This window comes from Arcobacter sp. CECT 8985, assembly GCF_004116495.1.
Taxonomy (GTDB): Bacteria; Campylobacterota; Campylobacteria; order Campylobacterales; family Arcobacteraceae; genus Malaciobacter.
The window spans coordinates 1-18227 of sequence record NZ_PDKC01000022.1 but is presented as its reverse complement, the minus strand read 5'-3'; the positions used below and the strand labels follow the sequence as shown (position 1 = coordinate 18227).

General features: G+C 24.6%; 20 protein-coding genes. 4 read left to right on the top strand and 16 right to left on the bottom strand.

Translation table 11 applies throughout. The features are described from left to right. Positions 1-62: 62 nt before the first annotated feature. A complete protein-coding gene (locus tag CRU93_RS09850) occupies positions 63-671 on the bottom strand; it encodes a DNA-binding protein (RefSeq protein ID WP_129104038.1) in 609 nt (202 codons plus the stop codon). Between the two features lie 9 nt (positions 672-680). Continuing rightward, positions 681-1058, bottom strand: coding sequence for a preQ(1) synthase (queF, locus tag CRU93_RS09845; RefSeq protein WP_164967665.1), 378 nt, complete (start codon positions 1056-1058; stop codon positions 681-683). A gap of 102 nt (positions 1059-1160) precedes the next feature. Here queF and CRU93_RS09840 point away from each other — a divergent pair, with 102 nt between their 5' ends. Both CRU93_RS09840 and CRU93_RS09835 read left to right on the top strand, forming a co-directional pair. After that, positions 1161-1955, top strand: coding sequence for an AraC family transcriptional regulator (locus CRU93_RS09840; RefSeq protein WP_129104036.1), 795 nt, complete (start codon positions 1161-1163; stop codon positions 1953-1955). Positions 1956-2000: 45 nt separating this feature from the next. Further along, a complete protein-coding gene (locus CRU93_RS09835) occupies positions 2001-2642 on the top strand; it encodes a LysE family translocator (RefSeq protein WP_129104035.1) in 642 nt (213 codons plus the stop codon). A 3-nt stretch (positions 2643-2645) separates the two neighbouring features. Here CRU93_RS09835 and CRU93_RS09830 read toward each other — a convergent pair whose 3' ends face one another. The 4 genes from CRU93_RS09830 to dnaA all read right to left on the bottom strand — a co-directional run bounded on the left by CRU93_RS09830 (position 2646) and on the right by dnaA (position 8120). After that, entirely contained in the window at positions 2646-3167 is a 522-nt protein-coding gene (locus CRU93_RS09830; RefSeq protein WP_129104034.1) for a hypothetical protein, read from the bottom strand. Positions 3168-3231: 64 nt separating this feature from the next. After that, positions 3232-5544: a DNA topoisomerase (ATP-hydrolyzing) subunit B gene (gene gyrB / locus CRU93_RS09825; protein WP_129104033.1), complete on the bottom strand. Its 2313-nt coding sequence runs from the start codon at positions 5542-5544 to the stop codon at positions 3232-3234. A gap of 26 nt (positions 5545-5570) precedes the next feature. After that, complete coding sequence (gene dnaN, locus CRU93_RS09820; protein ID WP_129104032.1) at positions 5571-6644, bottom strand: DNA polymerase III subunit beta; 1074 nt, start codon at positions 6642-6644, stop codon at positions 5571-5573. Between the two features lie 159 nt (positions 6645-6803). Then, on the bottom strand, positions 6804-8120 hold the full coding sequence (gene dnaA, locus CRU93_RS09815; protein ID WP_129104031.1) for a chromosomal replication initiator protein DnaA: 1317 nt from the start codon (positions 8118-8120) through the stop codon (positions 6804-6806). A gap of 235 nt (positions 8121-8355) precedes the next feature. On the opposite strand from dnaA, the gene ruvC reads away from it, so the two are divergent. After that, positions 8356-8823, top strand: coding sequence for a crossover junction endodeoxyribonuclease RuvC (ruvC, locus tag CRU93_RS09810; RefSeq protein WP_129104030.1), 468 nt, complete (start codon positions 8356-8358; stop codon positions 8821-8823). 79 nt (positions 8824-8902) lie between these two features. Then, a complete protein-coding gene (gene purN / locus CRU93_RS09805; RefSeq protein ID WP_129104029.1) occupies positions 8903-9475 on the top strand; it encodes a phosphoribosylglycinamide formyltransferase in 573 nt (190 codons plus the stop codon). Here the strand turns inward: purN and CRU93_RS09800 are convergent. The 10 genes from CRU93_RS09800 to CRU93_RS09755 form a co-directional block, all read right to left on the bottom strand. Further along, positions 9465-10070 carry a trimeric intracellular cation channel family protein gene (locus CRU93_RS09800; protein ID WP_129104028.1) on the bottom strand — a complete coding sequence of 202 codons (606 nt, stop codon included), beginning with the start codon at positions 10068-10070 and terminating at the stop codon, positions 9465-9467. The genes purN and CRU93_RS09800 overlap by 11 nt on opposite strands. A gap of 25 nt (positions 10071-10095) precedes the next feature. Next, a complete protein-coding gene (locus CRU93_RS09795) occupies positions 10096-10821 on the bottom strand; it encodes a cytochrome b/b6 domain-containing protein (RefSeq protein ID WP_129104027.1) in 726 nt (241 codons plus the stop codon). 80 nt (positions 10822-10901) lie between these two features. Then, positions 10902-11822 carry a glutaminase gene (locus CRU93_RS09790; protein ID WP_129104026.1) on the bottom strand — a complete coding sequence of 307 codons (921 nt, stop codon included), beginning with the start codon at positions 11820-11822 and terminating at the stop codon, positions 10902-10904. A 54-nt stretch (positions 11823-11876) separates the two neighbouring features. Then, positions 11877-12116 carry a sulfurtransferase-like selenium metabolism protein YedF gene (gene yedF, locus CRU93_RS09785; RefSeq protein ID WP_129104025.1) on the bottom strand — a complete coding sequence of 80 codons (240 nt, stop codon included), beginning with the start codon at positions 12114-12116 and terminating at the stop codon, positions 11877-11879. Between the two features lie 10 nt (positions 12117-12126). Continuing rightward, positions 12127-13323 carry a selenium metabolism membrane protein YedE/FdhT gene (yedE, locus tag CRU93_RS09780; protein ID WP_129104024.1) on the bottom strand — a complete coding sequence of 399 codons (1197 nt, stop codon included), beginning with the start codon at positions 13321-13323 and terminating at the stop codon, positions 12127-12129. A 188-nt stretch (positions 13324-13511) separates the two neighbouring features. Further along, positions 13512-13868: a diacylglycerol kinase gene (locus CRU93_RS09775; protein WP_129104023.1), complete on the bottom strand. Its 357-nt coding sequence runs from the start codon at positions 13866-13868 to the stop codon at positions 13512-13514. After that, positions 13865-15475, bottom strand: a complete 1611-nt coding sequence (locus CRU93_RS09770; protein WP_129104022.1) for a phosphoethanolamine transferase — start codon at positions 15473-15475, stop codon at positions 13865-13867. Before CRU93_RS09770 ends, CRU93_RS09775 begins: the two co-directional genes overlap by 4 nt. A 103-nt stretch (positions 15476-15578) precedes the next feature. Continuing rightward, a complete protein-coding gene (locus CRU93_RS09765; RefSeq protein WP_258238889.1) occupies positions 15579-16949 on the bottom strand; it encodes a cell wall metabolism sensor histidine kinase WalK in 1371 nt (456 codons plus the stop codon). Continuing rightward, positions 16942-17613, bottom strand: coding sequence for a response regulator transcription factor (locus CRU93_RS09760; RefSeq protein WP_129104020.1), 672 nt, complete (start codon positions 17611-17613; stop codon positions 16942-16944). The genes CRU93_RS09765 and CRU93_RS09760 overlap by 8 nt, the downstream gene beginning before the upstream one ends. A gap of 63 nt (positions 17614-17676) precedes the next feature. After that, a partial coding sequence (locus tag CRU93_RS09755; protein WP_129104019.1) for a metallophosphoesterase occupies positions 17677-18227 on the bottom strand: 551 nt, incomplete at its 5' end.

The window sequence follows — 18227 nt, the reverse complement described above, 5'->3', positions numbered from 1 at the left end:
GTGAAATTATACTACTAATTAGTACTAAATGTCAAGAGTGAAAAAAGAAAATTTTAAAATTTCTATAAAAAATCCCTAAAATCAGTATCTCTTATTAATATCTTTTTTGTTTTTTTATTATATAAGAACCTAGAATCTTGAGATTTGATAGCTGTAAGGATAATAGTCTTAATCTCTAAGTCATTTTTTCCATATGCTTTCATCATTTTTGCAAACTGTTGTAAAGTAAGATATTTTACTTCACTCATTTTTTGTTCATTTGAAGTTTTTTCTTTAGTTTCTTGCTTATTTTCTATTTGTGGTTTATATATTGAACGCATCTCATTAAATGCGCTTTGCAGAAGTTCAATTTCTCTATTAAATACAGTAATAATCTTTTTTTGATTTCTTTCTAATCTATTTATTTCTGAATTATACTGTTTTCTCATCCATTTCATATTTTTTTTAAGTAGATTAATTTGCTCATCTTTTGCTTTAATTATCTCTTTTATTTCCACTATTTGTGGTTGTTTATCATTTGATTTATCTTCTACATGTTCACTAATATAAACATAAGTTTTGCCAGATTTTTTTATTGATTTTAATTGATTATTTTTAATTCTATAGTGTACACCTTGAAGAGATAAGCCCAATATTTGTGCGGCTTGAGATGTAGTTACTAATCTCTCCAAGACTCATCCTTACATTTTTGCGCTATCTATTTCGATTACAGTATGTACATTACCTCTTGGTTTAAAATCTGCAACAACTTTCATCCATTTTGGTTCTAAATTTTTGTATAGAGTATCAAAAATTTCATTTGCTGAGTTTTCATGAGAAATTGATCTATACATAAATGTATTTATATAAATTTTTATAGCTTTTAACTCAATAAGTTTTTTATTTGGTATATATTCTAATTTTATTGTAGCAAAATCTGGATATCCACTTCTTGGGCATTTCGCCATAAATTCTGGAAGTTCAATATTTATTACATAGCTTTTATCATTGTTATTTGGCCAATAGTGCTCACTACTATTTATATCAAATTCAACAATCTCTTTTTCACCATATTTCATTTCCATTAAATAACCTTTTAAATATTAAATTTTGCCCATTTTATCAAAAAAATACTTACAAAGATAACAATATAAACTTCTTTAGTATATAATACAATAACTATGAGAAAAACAAAAATATATACAGATAAAAACTTACCATTTTTGGAATTAAGATACTCTTTTTCTAATTTATCATATAAAGAGCATTTTCACCATGATATTTTTTCTATTGGCGCAGTTATAAATGGACAAAGAGAATATAAAAATAAAAATAATAAATATATAATTTCTAAAAATGACTTGGCAATTGTAAATCCCAATATAATACATAGCTGTAATTGTAAAGAGCTACAAAATAGTGAGTATTATATGCTTTATTTAAATAAACACTGGATTTGTGATGTTTTAGATTTTAAAGAGTTTGTAAATGTTAAAGATGAATTAATTCAAAATAAAGAACTATTCAATGAGTTTATAAATGTTTGTGAAGCTATTTTTTCAAATATGCTATATCTAGAAAAAGAGTTAATTTTAATTGATTTTATTACTAAAATTTATGAAAATCACTCAAATATCAAACCTTTAAAAATAAAAAATAGTACAAAAATAGATAATTTAGTTAAATTTTTAGAACAAAATGTAAAAAAAGATATAACATTAGAAGAGTTATCAAAAAAATTTGATTTATCAAAATTTTATATTATAAAACTATTTAAAAAAGAGTTTGGAATATCTGTTTATTCATTTTTTCTAAATTTAAAAATAGAACTTGCAAAAAAATTATTGAAACAAAACTATACAATAGTTGAAGTTGCTTTAGAGTGTGGTTTTTATGATCAAAGTCATTTTCATAGAAATTTTTTAAAAATCACTGCATCAACTCCCAAAGAGTATAAAGACAACTTTGTACAATAATTAATTTTTGAATTTTTATAAAATTCTTTTTTTTAAAGGAGTTTTATGAATTTAGATATTTTTTTACAAGGTTTTATTCCTTTAGCTACTGCTCATTTCATTGCTTTATTAAGCCCCGGTGCAGATTTTTTTATACTATTATCTACTTCTTCAAGACAAGGTAAACTTGCTGGAATACTTACAGCTTTGGGAATTGCTATTTCAAACGGTATTTATATTTTACTAGCATTATTTGGTATTATGTTTATTACAAATAATCAATTTTTATTTGAAAGTATAAAATTATTAGGTTCTTTATATTTAATATATATTTCATATCATTTAATTAATTCAAAAAAAAGAGAGCTTTTTGAAAATATACAAACAAAAAAGCATAGAAAAAAAGAGCTTTTTAATAACTTTTTTAAAGGGTTTTTATCTGCTATTTTAAATCCTAAAAATTCAATATTCTATTTTACAATGTTTTCTATTTCATCTAATGAACATATAAATTTAATGTATCAATATTTCTATGCAGGATGGATGTTTTTTGCTGTTTTATTTTGGGATATTTTTATTGTATATTTAGTAAGTCATAAAAAAAATAGAGTTTTTATTCAAAAATATTCAAATAAAATAGAAAAAATATCTGGATTAATTCTTTTATTTATTGCAGTTATTATTTTAATTAATATATTTAGTAAGTAAAATTTACATTTTACTTACTCTAATATTAATAACTCTTTGTATCTCATTTTGAATATTAGCTGCAGATCTTTTTGTACTATTAGCATTTGGAAGAGAAGCAACCACTTTATTGCAATTATCACAAATAAATTCAAGTTTACTAATTGCTAATTTATCATAATTTGAAATAGTATCATCATAATAAACTTCATTAGCACAATAAGGGCAATAACACTGTAAATTTACAATTTTATCTTTTGACCAATCCCATTTCCATTTTAAATTATAAATAACATCTTCTTTATAAGAGCATCTATTTTTTCTAATTTGTTTTATTATAAAATAGATAATAAAAGGTAATAATATTACAAATATTTGTAAATATAATGGATAAATGTTTATATATTTTTCATAAAAAGCTTTTATACTGTTTTTAGTAAATAAAATATCTTCTGAAATATTTATAGGTGCAAAAATAAGTACTAATATAGCAAAAATAATTAAAATAACTTTAGCTTCATAAGATAAGCCTCTTTTTTTTCTCATTAAGTCTCCAAATTATATTTGAAAGGGTAGGTTAAAAAGTAAAAAAGAGGATAAATCCTCTTTTTTATACATCTAAGTGTTCTACGTCTTTTGCGTGTTCTTCTATATAGTTTCTTCTTGGTTCTACTTCATCACCCATAAATAGAGTAAATGTATCACTTGCAACTTCTGCATCTTCAATAGTAACTCTTAATAGTCTTCTATCTTCAGGAGTCATAGTAGTTTCCCAAAGTTGTTCAGGGTTCATTTCTCCTAAACCTTTATATCTTTGAATATAAGCACCTTTTTTAGCTAAATTTTCAATTCCTTCAAGTTCAGTAATTACATCATTTTTAAACAAAGAAATATCTCTTGCTACAAGTCTTGAATAAATATATGTTGCTTCACTAAAATATGGAGATGCAAATAATTCATCATCAATAATTAATTCTTCTAGTCCTTCTGTTGTTTGAACAAAAAGTTGAATCATATGATCATTTATATTTTTTGTTAAGATATTATAACCTTTATTTTCAAGGAACTCTTTAACAATTTCATATAATCCTGAATAATCTAATTTTACTAAATCAGGATTTTCAATTAAATGTCTAATTACAGAGATTAAAGAGTATCTTTTTTCTAATTGTTGAAGCATCTCTCTATATCTTGCAACTGTTTTAAATAAATCAAGTAGATCATTATAACCTAGTCCTTCAAACTCATATGATTCTAAACCATTTTGAATTAAGAAATTTGATAATGCAGTTTCATCTTTTAAGTATGTCTCATTTTTACCTTTTTTATATCTAAATAAAGGTGGTTGAGCAATATATAAATATCCATTTTCAATTACTGGTCTTAAGAATCTAAAGAAGAAAGTAAGTAATAGTGTTTGAATGTGACTACCATCAACATCCGCATCGGTCATTATAATAATTTTATGATATCTAATTTTTTCTTGATCAAAATCTTCACCAATTCCACAACCAAGTGCAGTAATCATATTTCTAATTTCATCAGATTTTAAAATCTTATCAAGTCTACTTTTTTCAACATTTAGAATTTTACCTTTAAGTGGTAAAATTGCTTGATAAACTCTATCTCTACCTTGTTTTGCTGAACCACCTGCAGAATCCCCTTCTACTAGATATAATTCTCTAATTGCAGGATCTTTACTTTGACATTCAGCTAATTTTCCAGGTAGTGTTCCAACTGTCATTGCATCTTTTTTTCTAGTTAAATCTCTTGCTTTTTTAGCAGCTTCTCTTCCACGTGCTGCCATTAAAGCTTTATCCATAATTGCTTTTGCAGCGGTTGGATTTTCTTCAAAATATTTATCTAATTGTTCACCAGTTAATTTTTGAGTAATTGGTTTTACATATGAAGAACCTAATTTACCTTTAGTTTGTCCTTCAAATTGTGGTTCTGGAACTTTTACAGAAACAATTGCAATAAGACCTTCTCTTACATCATCACCTGTAATTTTAGTATCTTTTTCCCTTGCATTTGCGTTATGATTTAAATATTTAACAATACTTCTTGTAAGCCCAGCTTTAAAACCAGCTTCATGTGTACCACCATCAATTGTTCTAATATTATTTACAAAAGATATTGTTTTTTCTGTATATGAAGTATTATATAATAAAGCAATATCAACTTCTACATCTTCTACTTTATCAGAAAACGATACAGGATCACATACAGGTGTCTCTTTGTTTAAATCTGCAACAAATTGAGCAATACCACCTTCAAAGTGATAAATCTCTTTAACCTTAGTTCTTTCATCTTCTAAAGTAATAGAAATCATTGGATTTAAATATGCAACTTCTCTAAATCTTTTAGATAATGTTTCAAATACATATTCTTTTACTTCAAAAATTGAGTCATCAGCTAAAAATTCAATTGTTGTTCCAGTTTTTCTTGTATCACCAATAACTTCTAAAGGAACAACTGGAATACCTTTTTTAAACTCTTGATAGTGAATTTTACCTTCTCTATGAATAGTCATTTTTAAATCGCTAGATAGTGCATTTACAACAGAAACACCAACCCCATGAAGTCCACCAGAAACTTTATAAGTATCTTTATCAAATTTACCACCTGCATGAAGTACTGTTAAAACAACAGTAGCAGCTGATATTTTTTCTGTAGGGTGAATTGAAGTTGGAATACCTCTACCATCATCACTTACTTTAATCCAGTTATCTTTTGTAATTGATACTTTAATATTTTTACAATATCCTGCCATTGCTTCATCAATAGAGTTATCAACAACTTCGTATACCATATGATGAAGACCATTGATATTTGTATCACCAATATACATACCTGGTCTTTTTCTTACAGCTTCAAGACCTTTTAAAACTTTAATATTACTAGCGCCGTATTCTTGACTCATTTATCTATATCCTTATTTTAATTACTTTATTTTTCTAATACAATTGGCATTACTATTGTGAAGAATTTTTCATCTTCTAAATAAAATGGTAAATTAGATTCATTAAATCCAATAGTTATGTCTTCTTTGTTTGTTAAACTTAAAAAGTCTAATAAATATTTTGCATTTACTGCAAGGTAAAAAGATTTATCAATATTTAAATTAATATCAATTTGTGTTTTTGATTCACTATCTTCATCTAAACTTTCAAAGATAATATTATCATTATTAAATGTAATTTTTATGTTTGAGAAAAGTGAAGTAACTAATTTAATTGATTCTATTAGCATGTTTTTTGGTAGAGTAAAATTATATTTTAAACTCTTAGGTATAATTCTATCATAATCTGGGAACTTACCATTAATTAGTTTTGTAAAGAAAGTCATTTTATCATTTGAAATAATTAAATTAGTTTCATCATATGAAATATTTGCATCATCTAAAAATAGTTTTTGAATTTCAATTATTGCTTTTTTAGGAATAATAAATTGATTTTCAGTGTTATTAGATATATTTTGAAGATGAGATACTGCTAATCTTCTTGTATCAGTAGCTACAAAATTTATTTTACTATTTTTTATATCTACTAATGCACCATTTAATTCAAATTTAGGATTGTTATTATCAATTGCAGGAGTAATTTTTCTAATTGAGTTAATTAAATTTAACATACTAATATCTAGTTTACTATTTTCTAAAGCTTTTGGTAATGTTGGATACTCTTCTGGATCATACATTGGTAATTTAAATGTAGATTTATTTTGTCTAATAATTAAATTGTTATTAGATGTTTCTACAATTATTTCTAAATCTTTTAATCTTTTTAATATTCCAAGTAGATTAGTTCCATTTACTGTAGCTTTACCATTTACACTTTCATTTAGTTCTTCGATTTGAGACTCTAAACCTATTTCATAATCTGTTGCTTTTATAATTAATTTATCATTATTTACTTCTAAATATATATGTGAAGTAATAGAACTAGCATCTTTTTTTTCTAAGAACGGTTGCATTGAAGAAACTATGTTTTCAATGATATGTTTTGTGATGATAAATCTCACTTTGATCTCCTCTTATTATTTCTTTTAAGTAGTGGTAGCAGTAGAGCGTGTGAAAAGATGAAAATATTTAGTAAACTTCCATTTCATCGTACGAAATGAAAGTGAACAATAAATTGTTTATATTCACATCTTTTCACACAAGCTTCTAAAACTTATTTTTTACCACTCCTTATTTATGATTTTATTTTTTAAATTTTCGATGATTAATTTAAAGTTTTCATCTTTTTCTATTAACTCATTTGCTTTTCTAATATTATGTGAAATAGAACTGTGATCTTTCATTCCTAAAAATTTAGCAATATCAGGCATAGAGTTATGTGTAAGTTCCCTTGCTAGGTAAATTACTACTCTTCTTGCATTTGCTACAGTTGCAGTTCTTTTTCTTGACTTAATATCACTTGGTTTAATATTTAATTCACTTGCTACCACATTTATAATATCTGGAAGCTTGATATTCTCTTTAGTCTCTTTTATTTGTTCTTTTAACAAACCTTGAACAAGTTCTAGGTTTATTTCTTGATTTAATAGTGAAGCGCTGGCATTAATTCTAATTAAAACACCCTCTATTTCCCTAATTGAGTTATCTAAGTTAGTTGCAATAAAATTAATAATTTCTCTACTTAAATGAATACCATTTAATTCACTTTTTTTCTCAATAATTGCTATTTTTGTTTCAAGTCCTGGAATTTGGATATCAGCTGTTAAACCCCATTCAAATCTAGATTTTAATCTATCAACAAGTCCTGCAATTTGGGATGGAAGTCTATCACTTGTCATTACAATTTGTTTTTTAGCATTGTGTAATTCATTAAAAGTATGGAAAAATTCCTCTTGAGTTTGTTCTTTACCACTTAAAAATTGAATATCATCAATTAATAAAACATCACATTTTCTATATTTATTTCTAAAATGTTCCATATTTTTATTTTTAATAGAGAATGTAAAGTCATTCATAAACTGTTCGATTGTTACATAAATTACAGTTTTACCTTGTTCAATTGCATCATTTCCAATTGCTTGTAAAAGGTGAGTCTTACCAAGTCCCGTTCCACCATAAATAAATAGTGGATTGTATTGAATACCTGGTTTTTTACATACTGCTAAAGATGCATTATATGCCATTTGGTTGGAACTACCAACTACAAATGAATCAAAAGTATAAGATGGATTTAAAATTGTACTTTCAGCAGTATCATTTTTTAATTTTTCAGTTATTATCTCTTTTTTTGTCTTTTTTTCACCAGCAACTTTTATTTCTACTTCAGGTTTTGTTCCGTCAATAGTTTCAAAGCAGTGTTGAATAAGATTTCTATATTTACTCTTTATCCAAGATGCAATATATTTATTTGATACTTCAAATACAGCTATTTTTTCATCAGATGAAATTTTTTTATAAACTAACTGTTTTAAATATCTGTTATAATCTATAGAATTTGATTCTTCTTTTATAATTGATAAAAACTCTTTATTTGTCATATAATATATACTCTTTATTCATAATTGGTAAATATTATATCTAAATAATTATAAAAAAATTAATCAACAAGTGAATAAATTTATAAATTTTAAGTGAAAAACTTTTGACTTTAAGTGAATATTTATAAAAGATTAACGATTATTCCATACTTTTACTATGTGAATAAGATGATTTAAACTAAAGTGAAAACATGAAAACTTTAAAAACATGTGATGAATAAAAGGTGAATAAGTAGTGAAAATATTAGGAATAGATCCTGGAACAAGAAATTGTGGATATGCAATAATTGATAAAAATGGTAGAGATATTAAGCTTTTAGAAGCAGGGCTAATAAAAATAAAAACAAAAATATTACAAGAGCAAATTGTTGAGATGACAGAAGGTCTTAATATGATATTTGAAAAGTTTGATATAGATGAGGTTGCAATAGAAGATATGTTTTATGCCTTTAATCCTAAAACTGTGATTAAATTAGCACAATTTAGAGGTGCGATATCTTTGAAAGTATTGTTAGAATTTGGTAATTTTGCAGAGTATACACCTCTTCAAGTAAAACAAGCAGTAACAGGAAATGGAAAAGCACAAAAAGAACAGGTTGCTTTTATGGTAAAAAGAATGCTTGGAATAAAAAAAGAGATTAAACCTCTTGATATTACAGATGCAATTGCAATTGCATTAACACATTCACAAAGATTAAAATAAAAAATTACTATTTTATAATTTTGAAATTTTTTATAAATTTAAATATAATTCGCGATCAAATAAGTTTTAGGAAAAATTAATGAAAAAAATTGGAATATTATCATCACATAATGGTAGTGGATTTGAATATATACAAAAAGCGTGTGAAGATAAGAGTTTAGATGCAAAAGTTGTAGTAGTAATATCAAATAACAGTAATGCAAAAGTTTTAGAAAAAGCAGCATCATTTAATATTGCAAATTTTGTAGTAAATAGTAAAACTTATGAAAATGAAAATCTAGATTTAATAATTACAAATATATTAAAAGATTATGATTGCGATATTATATTTTTATCTGGTTATATGAAAAAAATTGGAAAAGAGATATTAAATGCATATGAAAAAAGAATTATAAATACACATCCTGCATTGTTACCAAAATTTGGTGGGAAAGGAATGTATGGAAGAAATGTGCATGAAGCAGTAATAAAAGCAAAAGAGAATAGTTCAGGGGTAACTCTTCACTATATTGATGAAAATTATGATGAAGGTGAATATATTCTTCAAAAATCAATAAAATTAAGTAATGATGAAAGTGTAGATTCTTTGGAAAAAAAGATTAAACAGTTAGAAAAACAGACAATTTTAGAAGGGCTAAAAACTATAATTTAGGAAGATGCCATTTTTTATAATATGCAAGTAATCTAAGGCTAGTACCAAAGATAAAAACTAAAGTTAATGAAAAAATACTAACTAAATCAAAAAAATGTAAAATATAAGTTATTAATCCTACAATAATTGATACAGTTGCATAGAATTCAGAAATTAAAATAAATGGTACATTATTTATCAAAATATCTCTAGTTGTACCACCTCCAACAGCTGTTAAAAATGCAAGCATTAAAATACCTAATAAATTAAAATCATTATCAATTGCCACAAGTGAACCTGTAATTGCAAAGGAAGATAATCCTATGGCATCAGATACAATAAATGCAATTTTACCTTCTAAATTATTTATATTATGAAGTTTAAAAATAAATGATAATAAAATAGTTGCTAAAACAAGAATTATAGGTGTTGTATGAGTAAAAATATAAGGAGTTTTATTTGAAATAACATCTCTTATCATTCCACCACCAAGTGCAGTTAAAAAAGAAGAAATAAATATTCCTAAAATATCTAGTTTATAGTGAACTGCTATTAAAAATCCACTGAGTGCAAAAGATATAATACCAATAATATCTGCTAATTGTAATGCACTCATTTTTTACCTTTAATTTTTATTGGAATTATACAAAAAAAGTACTTATTGTAGCTGTATTTATATTTATGTCATTTGATGATACTAAAGTATTATTTGGTTTTATGATATTAAAAAATATAAAAGCAATTAGTAAAATTAACATTATAAGTGCAAATATTTTTTGAATAAGATTTAATTTAATAGTTAGTTTACTTTTACTAATTTTATATCCATTAAAAATAGATATAAGTGCAGATTTTTGTTTATGTAATAATTTGTCTAATAGAACTCCTGTTAAATGTAAACCTATTAAAAATAGTAATAAATTTGCAAAGAACTCATGTATTTTATCCATACTTTTAAAATCTTTTAATACTCCTGTACTTAAAAAACTAAAAAGACCTTTTTTTTCTTCAATACCATATGTAAAAGCTCCTGTAATGATAATTAAAGTAGTAACTATTAACATACCTATCATTATATAAGATGCCACTGGATTATGACCTAAATATTCACTGTTTTTAATAAATAAAGACTTTATAAAAGTTTTCATTGATTTTATATTTAAATCAAAATCTTTAAATTTAGAGAATTTTGGACCCATAAAACCCCAAGAAAATCTAAAAACTAAAAGTATAAATATACAGTATCCAGCTATTGCATGATAAAAAAGCAATTTATCATCATCTGTTAAAAATGCAATTAATATAGTAACTACAAAAAGCCAATGAAAAACTCTTGTAGGAAGAGTCCAAATATATGATTTGTTCATCTAATATTCCTTTATAAATATAATAAATTATAAAATATAAATATGAATAATAAGTGAATTTTATGTTACTAAATTTTCATTTAAAAAATTGATAATCCTGTCATTGTTGTAAAAAGTTCAAGTGCTTTTGTTCCTGCTAAAGAGTTACCTTTAGAGTTTAATTTTGGTGAATATACACAAATTGCCATTTTTTTAGGAACAATTGCAACGATTCCTCCTCCTACACCACTTTTACCTGGTAGACCAACATGAAAAGCAAAATCTCCTGATGCATCATAATGACCACAAGTTAGCATCAAAGAGTTAATTCTTTTTGCTTTTGATGAAGTAATATACTCTTCATTTGTTAATGGATTTTTCCCATGATTTGCTAAAAAAATCATTGAAGTTGCTAATTGTTGAGTATTCATCATAAATGAACAGTGTTTAAAGTATGTTTCAAGTGTGCTATTTATAGGATTTTTTATATTTGAAAAACTTTTCATAAGATTTGCTAATGCTCTATTTCTATGCCCTGTTTTTAACTCTGACATATAAATATCTTCATTAATTAATATTTCATCTGCACAAAGATTATTTATAAAATCATTTATTTTTTTAATTGCAATATTTTTATCTTTAAAGTGAGTTATTAAGCTATCAGTTGTAACAATTGCACCTGCATTTATAAAAGGATTTCTTGGTATTCCTTTTTCATATTCAAGTTGAATTAACGAGTTAAAAGGATTACCTGATGGTTCATACCAAACTCTATTATAAAGTTCTTTGCTATAAATATTAAGTGCCATTGAATAAGTAAAGACTTTAGAAATACTTTGAATAGAAAATTTCTTATCAAAGCAGCCAACATTAAATGTTTGCCCATCTAAAAGTCTTATACTCATTGCAAAATCATCTTCTTTTACATTTTTAAGTGCAGGAATATAATCTGCAACATTTCCTTTATTTAGTTCTGGTTGAATCTGTTCTTTTATATCTTCTAATATCTTTTGATAATTCATATATAATCCTTAAAAAATGAGCAGTATTATACAACAAAATTGTAAATGTAAAGACTATTTTTTTATTATGTATCTAATTGTTGGACCACTACTATCAACATCTAATACTTTATATCCATGTGCTTTTGCATCAGCTGGAATATTATTAATACTTTGTGGACAATCACTTATTACTTCAAGAATTTGTCCTTTTTGCAAATCTTTCATTGCTTCAAGTGCATTAAATGCTGGATAAGGACAAGGTTCACCTTGCATATCAAGTCTAAAATCTGGAATAATTTCTTCTATTTTCATCTACTTTCCTTTATCTATTTATTGATTTATTTAAATATCTTTTTTCTAAAACTAAAATTGCTAAAAAAAGTAAAAATAGTAATCCATAATTTAAAAATAAACCACCGTAATTTCCAAATGATTCTAATAAATTTATTTTTGGCCAGCTTGTTGCTAAACTTAATGATAAATCATCCCATACAAATGCTAAAAGAGTTGAACCAATTACATTACCAATTCCCACAATCCAAAAGTGAACTTGACCTTCAACAGCTCTATACATCCAACCACATTCGCAACCACCTGCAAGTACAATACCAAATCCAAATAGTAATCCACCAATAATTGCATTTGGTCCTGCCCACATAATTTTTGGTGGTTGTCCAAGCGTAATATAAGAAAATACACCAATAGTTGCAACAATCATACCAATTACAATTGCTTTAGCCATTTGGCTTCTTCCTGTAATAAATAAATCTCTAAAAGCTGATGTAAAACAAATTTGTGCTTTTGCAATAATTAATCCAAATGCACTACCAAAAAGCATTGCCATACCAAGTTTTGTACTATGTTGAAAAAAGATTAAATATAAAGCCCATAAAATTATTGCAATAAAAACAATACTTCCTAATTTAAATACATTATTAACTTTTGTTTCATCTTTTTCTAAAGGTTTAACACAAGATACTTTTTTCATTTTCATTTTTGATCTAAACATAGGTAAAAGCGTAAATTTTGCACCAAAATATACACCTATAATCATTGCTATTGTAAAAATCCATGCATGAAGAGAAAATTGAGGAATCCCTGTAAAAAAACTTGCAAGATTACAACCCATACCAAGTCTAGCACCAAAACCTGCAATAATTCCTCCAAAAAGTGCTTGAAATACTCTAATTTTACTTGATGGAATTCTTAATTTTATATTATTACCCCAAAATGCAGCTGCAATACACCCAGCAAACATACCAATAATCATAACCCCATCAACTCTTGTAAATGAGTTACCATCCATGTGCATTATTTGATAATAACCCCATGTTGATAAATCTACACCAAAAGCTTGTAAAATATGTCCTCCCCATCTAGTGAATTCACCAGTAACAGCCCAATATGTTCCTGTTATCCCAAAATAATAAGCAGACAAAATACCAAGTGCAATTACTGCAGGAATTGGTGACCAAAAATTAACTAAAAAATTTTTTTTGAAATTTTTCCAAAAATTCATATATACCCCTACAAAGAGTTAAATTAAGTAGTTTTAGACAGAACTTGAAAGAAGAATCAAGATGTCAATTTGTTACACAAATCTAAGGCAGAATATTAACTAAGATAACATAAAAGTGTATTTAAATATGGTAAAATTTTTTTTACTTTTTTTAAATAAAGCACCTAAAAATAATATTTTATGAAGTTTTATAAATTTAATAGAATACATAGCCAAGTAATTGTACAAATAGATATACTTATAAAAACAATTGCACTTCCAACATCTTTTGCTCTTTTTGCCATATGATGAAATTCTAAAGTTACTAAATCAACAGTTCTTTCAATTGCACTATTTATTATTTCAGCTAATAAAACTCCACTAAAAGTTATAAATAAAAGTAATTTATTTGTTAGTGATTGATCTACTAAAAAAATTATAGGAATTAAAATAACAGAAAGAAAAAGTTCAATTTTAAATGAACTTTCACTTTTTATTAAATCTTTTAATCCTTCAATTGCATATGAAGTATTCTTGAATATATTATATTTTGGTTGGTTTCTCATTTTTCTTCTTTTCTAACAGTAGATAATATATCTAGGTTTTTATCATAAACATCTGTTTTTACTTCAAATAATCCAAGAAGTGTATGAAATAAATTGTCTTGAGATAAGTTTTTATCTTTTATCTTATTTAGTTGTTTTAAATTTAATTCTTTTTTCATACTATCACCAAACCACATAAGTGAAGCAATATGAGTTTGTTCAACTGGAGCCATAAAATAAGGCATTCCATGTAAATAAACTCCATTTTCACCAAGACTTTCTCCATGATCACTCATATAAAACATTGCAGTTTCATATTTTTTAGAATATGGTTTTAGAAAATTTATTACTTTTGATAAGAAATAATCAGTATGTAAAATTGCATTGTCATATGCATTTGAAATCTCTTCTTTTGTACATTTTTCTAATTGATTTGTTTTACAAATAGGTTTAAATTTTTCAAATCTTTTAGGATATCTTTTGTAATATGCAGGTCCATGATTACCCATTTGATGAAGAATAATTAAAATATCTTTTTTCCCACTATTTTTTATAAATTTATCTAATCCTACTAACATCCCTTCATCTCTACATTCACCATCTTCACAAATTGTATTTAATTTAGGTGATTTATAATCTTCATATTTTACTCTTAAGGCAACACCTTTTGATGAAGAGTTGTTATCTCTCCATAAAATATTTACATCTTTTGTATGTTTTAATACATCCAATACATTTTCATTTGAAATTGCTTTATTATGACTATAGTTTTTTCTAGTAAATTTTGAAAACATACAAGGCACGGAGTACGCAGTAGATGTTCCACATGATGACATATTAGAAAAATTATATATATCTTCTTTTTCTAATAAAGGATTTGTATCTTTTTTATAACCATTTAATGAAAATCTATCTGCTCTTGTAGCTTCCCCAACAACCATAATAATTAATTCTTTTTTATCTTCAGGTAATTCATCAATAAGGGCATTTTTTCCTACTTTTTTAATAACAATCTTCTTTTTAAAATATGTTTTATTTGTATAGTTTACTATTGCAAACATCCAATAAGTAGGATTTGCATAATATTTTAATGTTTTATGTTCTCTAAAAAATGATGTATAAAATTTACTTGTACTAAAAAGTGTAATAATAATAAGAAGTAAAATTAGTATTAGAGTTTTTAATTTTTTTAAAATTTCTTTTTTAAATGTGCCATAGTCTATATTTGTTTTATAAATTAAAAAACTTGGAATAATTCCTAAAAAAACAACATATAAAACTAATTGAAAACTAAATAAATCAAGACTTTCATTTAGATTTGTTTCTAAAGCATTTCTAATCATTTCTTTATCAACAACTATATTATATGTATCCATAAAATAAGCAGTAAATGATGAAACCATTAATAAAATAATTAAAAATGGTTTTACATAGTATCTAGAGCTTAATAAAGATAGAACAAAACTAATAAACAAAAATAGTGTAAAGAAAACACTAATAGTATAAATGATATTAATTCCAGTAAAATTATAAGCTAAAAAGAAGTTTTTAAAAAATGAAAAATTGTAAAAAACTGTAAAGAGTAATGATACATAAATGATAAGTTTATATTGGGATATTTTTTTCATATAATTCCTTTAAATTGTTAAAGGAATTATATAGGGTAACCATCAATATTAGGTTAATGTAAAGTTAATAAAAATTTAATGTTTTATGAAAAAAAATTCATATTCATTTTTTGAATTTAAAGAATACTTTAGTTCCTTTATTTTCTTGGCTTTCAAGTTCAATTTTTCCTTTATGTATTTTTACTATTTTTTCAACAATTGACATCCCAAGTCCTGTCCCACCAGACTCTTTATTACGGCTTTTATCAGTTCTAAAAAACTTTTCAAAAATTTTCTTTTGATCATCTTTTGAAATACCAATTCCTTTATCTTCAATACTAATAATATAATACTTATCATCACTATAATTTTTTATGTATACATTTTCATTTTTATAACTAAAAGTAATAGCATTTTTAATGATATTTTTTATTGCAATTTTAAGTAGTTTGTGGTGACCTTTTATTTGAATTGGTTCATCTATTTCACATAAGAGTTTTATCTGCTTTAATTTAGAAAATGAAAGCATCTCTTTATATGCTTCATTTGTAACCTCATCAAGATATATTTCCTCTTTAGTATTTTCTAAAACTTCATACTCTTCTTTTGCCAAAAATAGTAAATCATCAATTGTTTGTTGGATTACTAGAATTTCATCTAAGCAGTTTTCAAAACTATTTTTGTACTCTTTTATTGATCTGTCTTTTCTTAATGCAATTTCTATCTCACCTCTAATAATTGTAAGTGGGGTTTTTAATTCATGGGATGCATCGCTACTAAATTGAGAAGTTTTTTCAAATGATATTTCAAGTCTTTTTAATAGATTATTTATCTCATTTGCTAATAAATCTATCTCATCATTCATATTTTTTGCTTCTAATCTTTTTGATAAATCACTAGCATTTATATTTTTTAGATTATTTAACATTTTTTCTACTGGTGCAAAGGATTTAAGAATCAAAAAATAACCTGCAATAATTGAAATTATTAAAATAATTGGAACTATAAAAAATAGTATATATAATATATTATCCAATGTAGAACTTATTGCATCAAAATTAGTAGCAACTTCAAGAACATAGCTTTTATTATTTATATATATATTTATTTTACTAATTATATAGTTTTTTTGATATCTAAATACAATGCTATTTTTAGATATACTTTTTAAATCTTTAATATTTTCTTTTATATCATTTGGAAATGTTGTTGAGTTTATTATTTTATAATTATCTTCTATTTTTAGAAGTCTAATATACAAAGGTTTAAATTTATACTCTTTTTCTTCATTAAAAACTCTTTTAGTAAGTTTATCTTTATGTTCAACAATATCATCAACAATATCAAGAACAATTACTTTTAAAGTTGCTTCAAGTTTATCTTTAGAAGAAGACTCTAATGTTTTATATAATGAAAAAGAGAATAACAATAAAATTATAGTTTGTATAATTATATTATAAATTAATAGCTTTTTTTTAATAGATAAATTAGTCATCACTTATTTTAAATCCTAACCCTCTTAGTGTTTTGATAAGTTTTTTTTCATAAGGCTTATCAATTTTGTTTCTTAATCTATAAATATATACATTTACAATATTACTAATATTAGTATCATCCATATTACTAAGTGCTGAACTTATAACACTTTCAGATAAAACTCTATCTTTGTTTTTTATTAGATATTCTAAAAGTGCAAACTCTTTTGCTGTTAAATTTATATTATCTCCTGCTCTTGTTGCTGTTTTTGTTAAGAGATTTAATTCTAAATCATCTATTTTAAGTGTTGTGGTTTGATTTGAAAAGTTAGTTCTTAGTTGTACTCTTATTCTTGCAAGCAATTCACTAAATGAAAAAGGTTTTGCTAAATAATCATTTGCACCTATATCTAAACCTTTTATTTTATCTTCAATGGAATCTTTCGCAGTTAACATTATTATTGGGGTATTTATATTTGAATTTCTAAGTGTTTTACAAACTTCTATTCCATCTTTTATAGGAATCATAATATCAAGAAGTATTAAATCATATTCATTTACAGTTGCAAGATAAATTCCTTCATCTCCATTTAAAGAATAATCAACAATATATGATTCTTCTTCCAATCCCTTTTTTAAAAAATTTATAATTTTTTCATCATCTTCAATTACTAAAATTTTCATGAAAACCTCTGTTTTTAGATTATGTATTATAATATAAAAACAATATGAATATTAAATGAATATCTATTTATATATTAATTTAAGTAGTGTAATTTCATTGTTTGCTTTATATCTAAAGTCAAATCCCCAAGTCCCAAGACCTTTATTTACATATATTGCACTACTTGCTTTATAAAAAAGTCCTGCTAAAAATGGTTGAACTAATTTCACGAGATAATGAAAAGGAAATATTTGTCCTCCATGGGTATGACCACATAAAAAAAGATTGGTATTTGTATTTACTGCAAAGTAATAATCTTTTGGTTGATGTGCTAATAAAATAGAATTATTATTTTGTTTTAAAAAATTTAATATTTTTCTTTCATCTCTTTTAATTTTAAAAAATTTAGAAAACCTATCACTAAGTCCAGCTAATGCAATGTCTTTATTATTATATTTAATAAATAGTGTTTTATTATCCATAAAATTAAAGTTATCTAATACTTTTTCTAAATCTTTTATTCCATAAACTAAGTCATGGTTACCACTAATAAAATATACTTTTTTTAAATTATTTAATATTTGTAGTTGCTTTTTTATTTTTTTTACTTTACAATCAATTATATCTCCTGTAA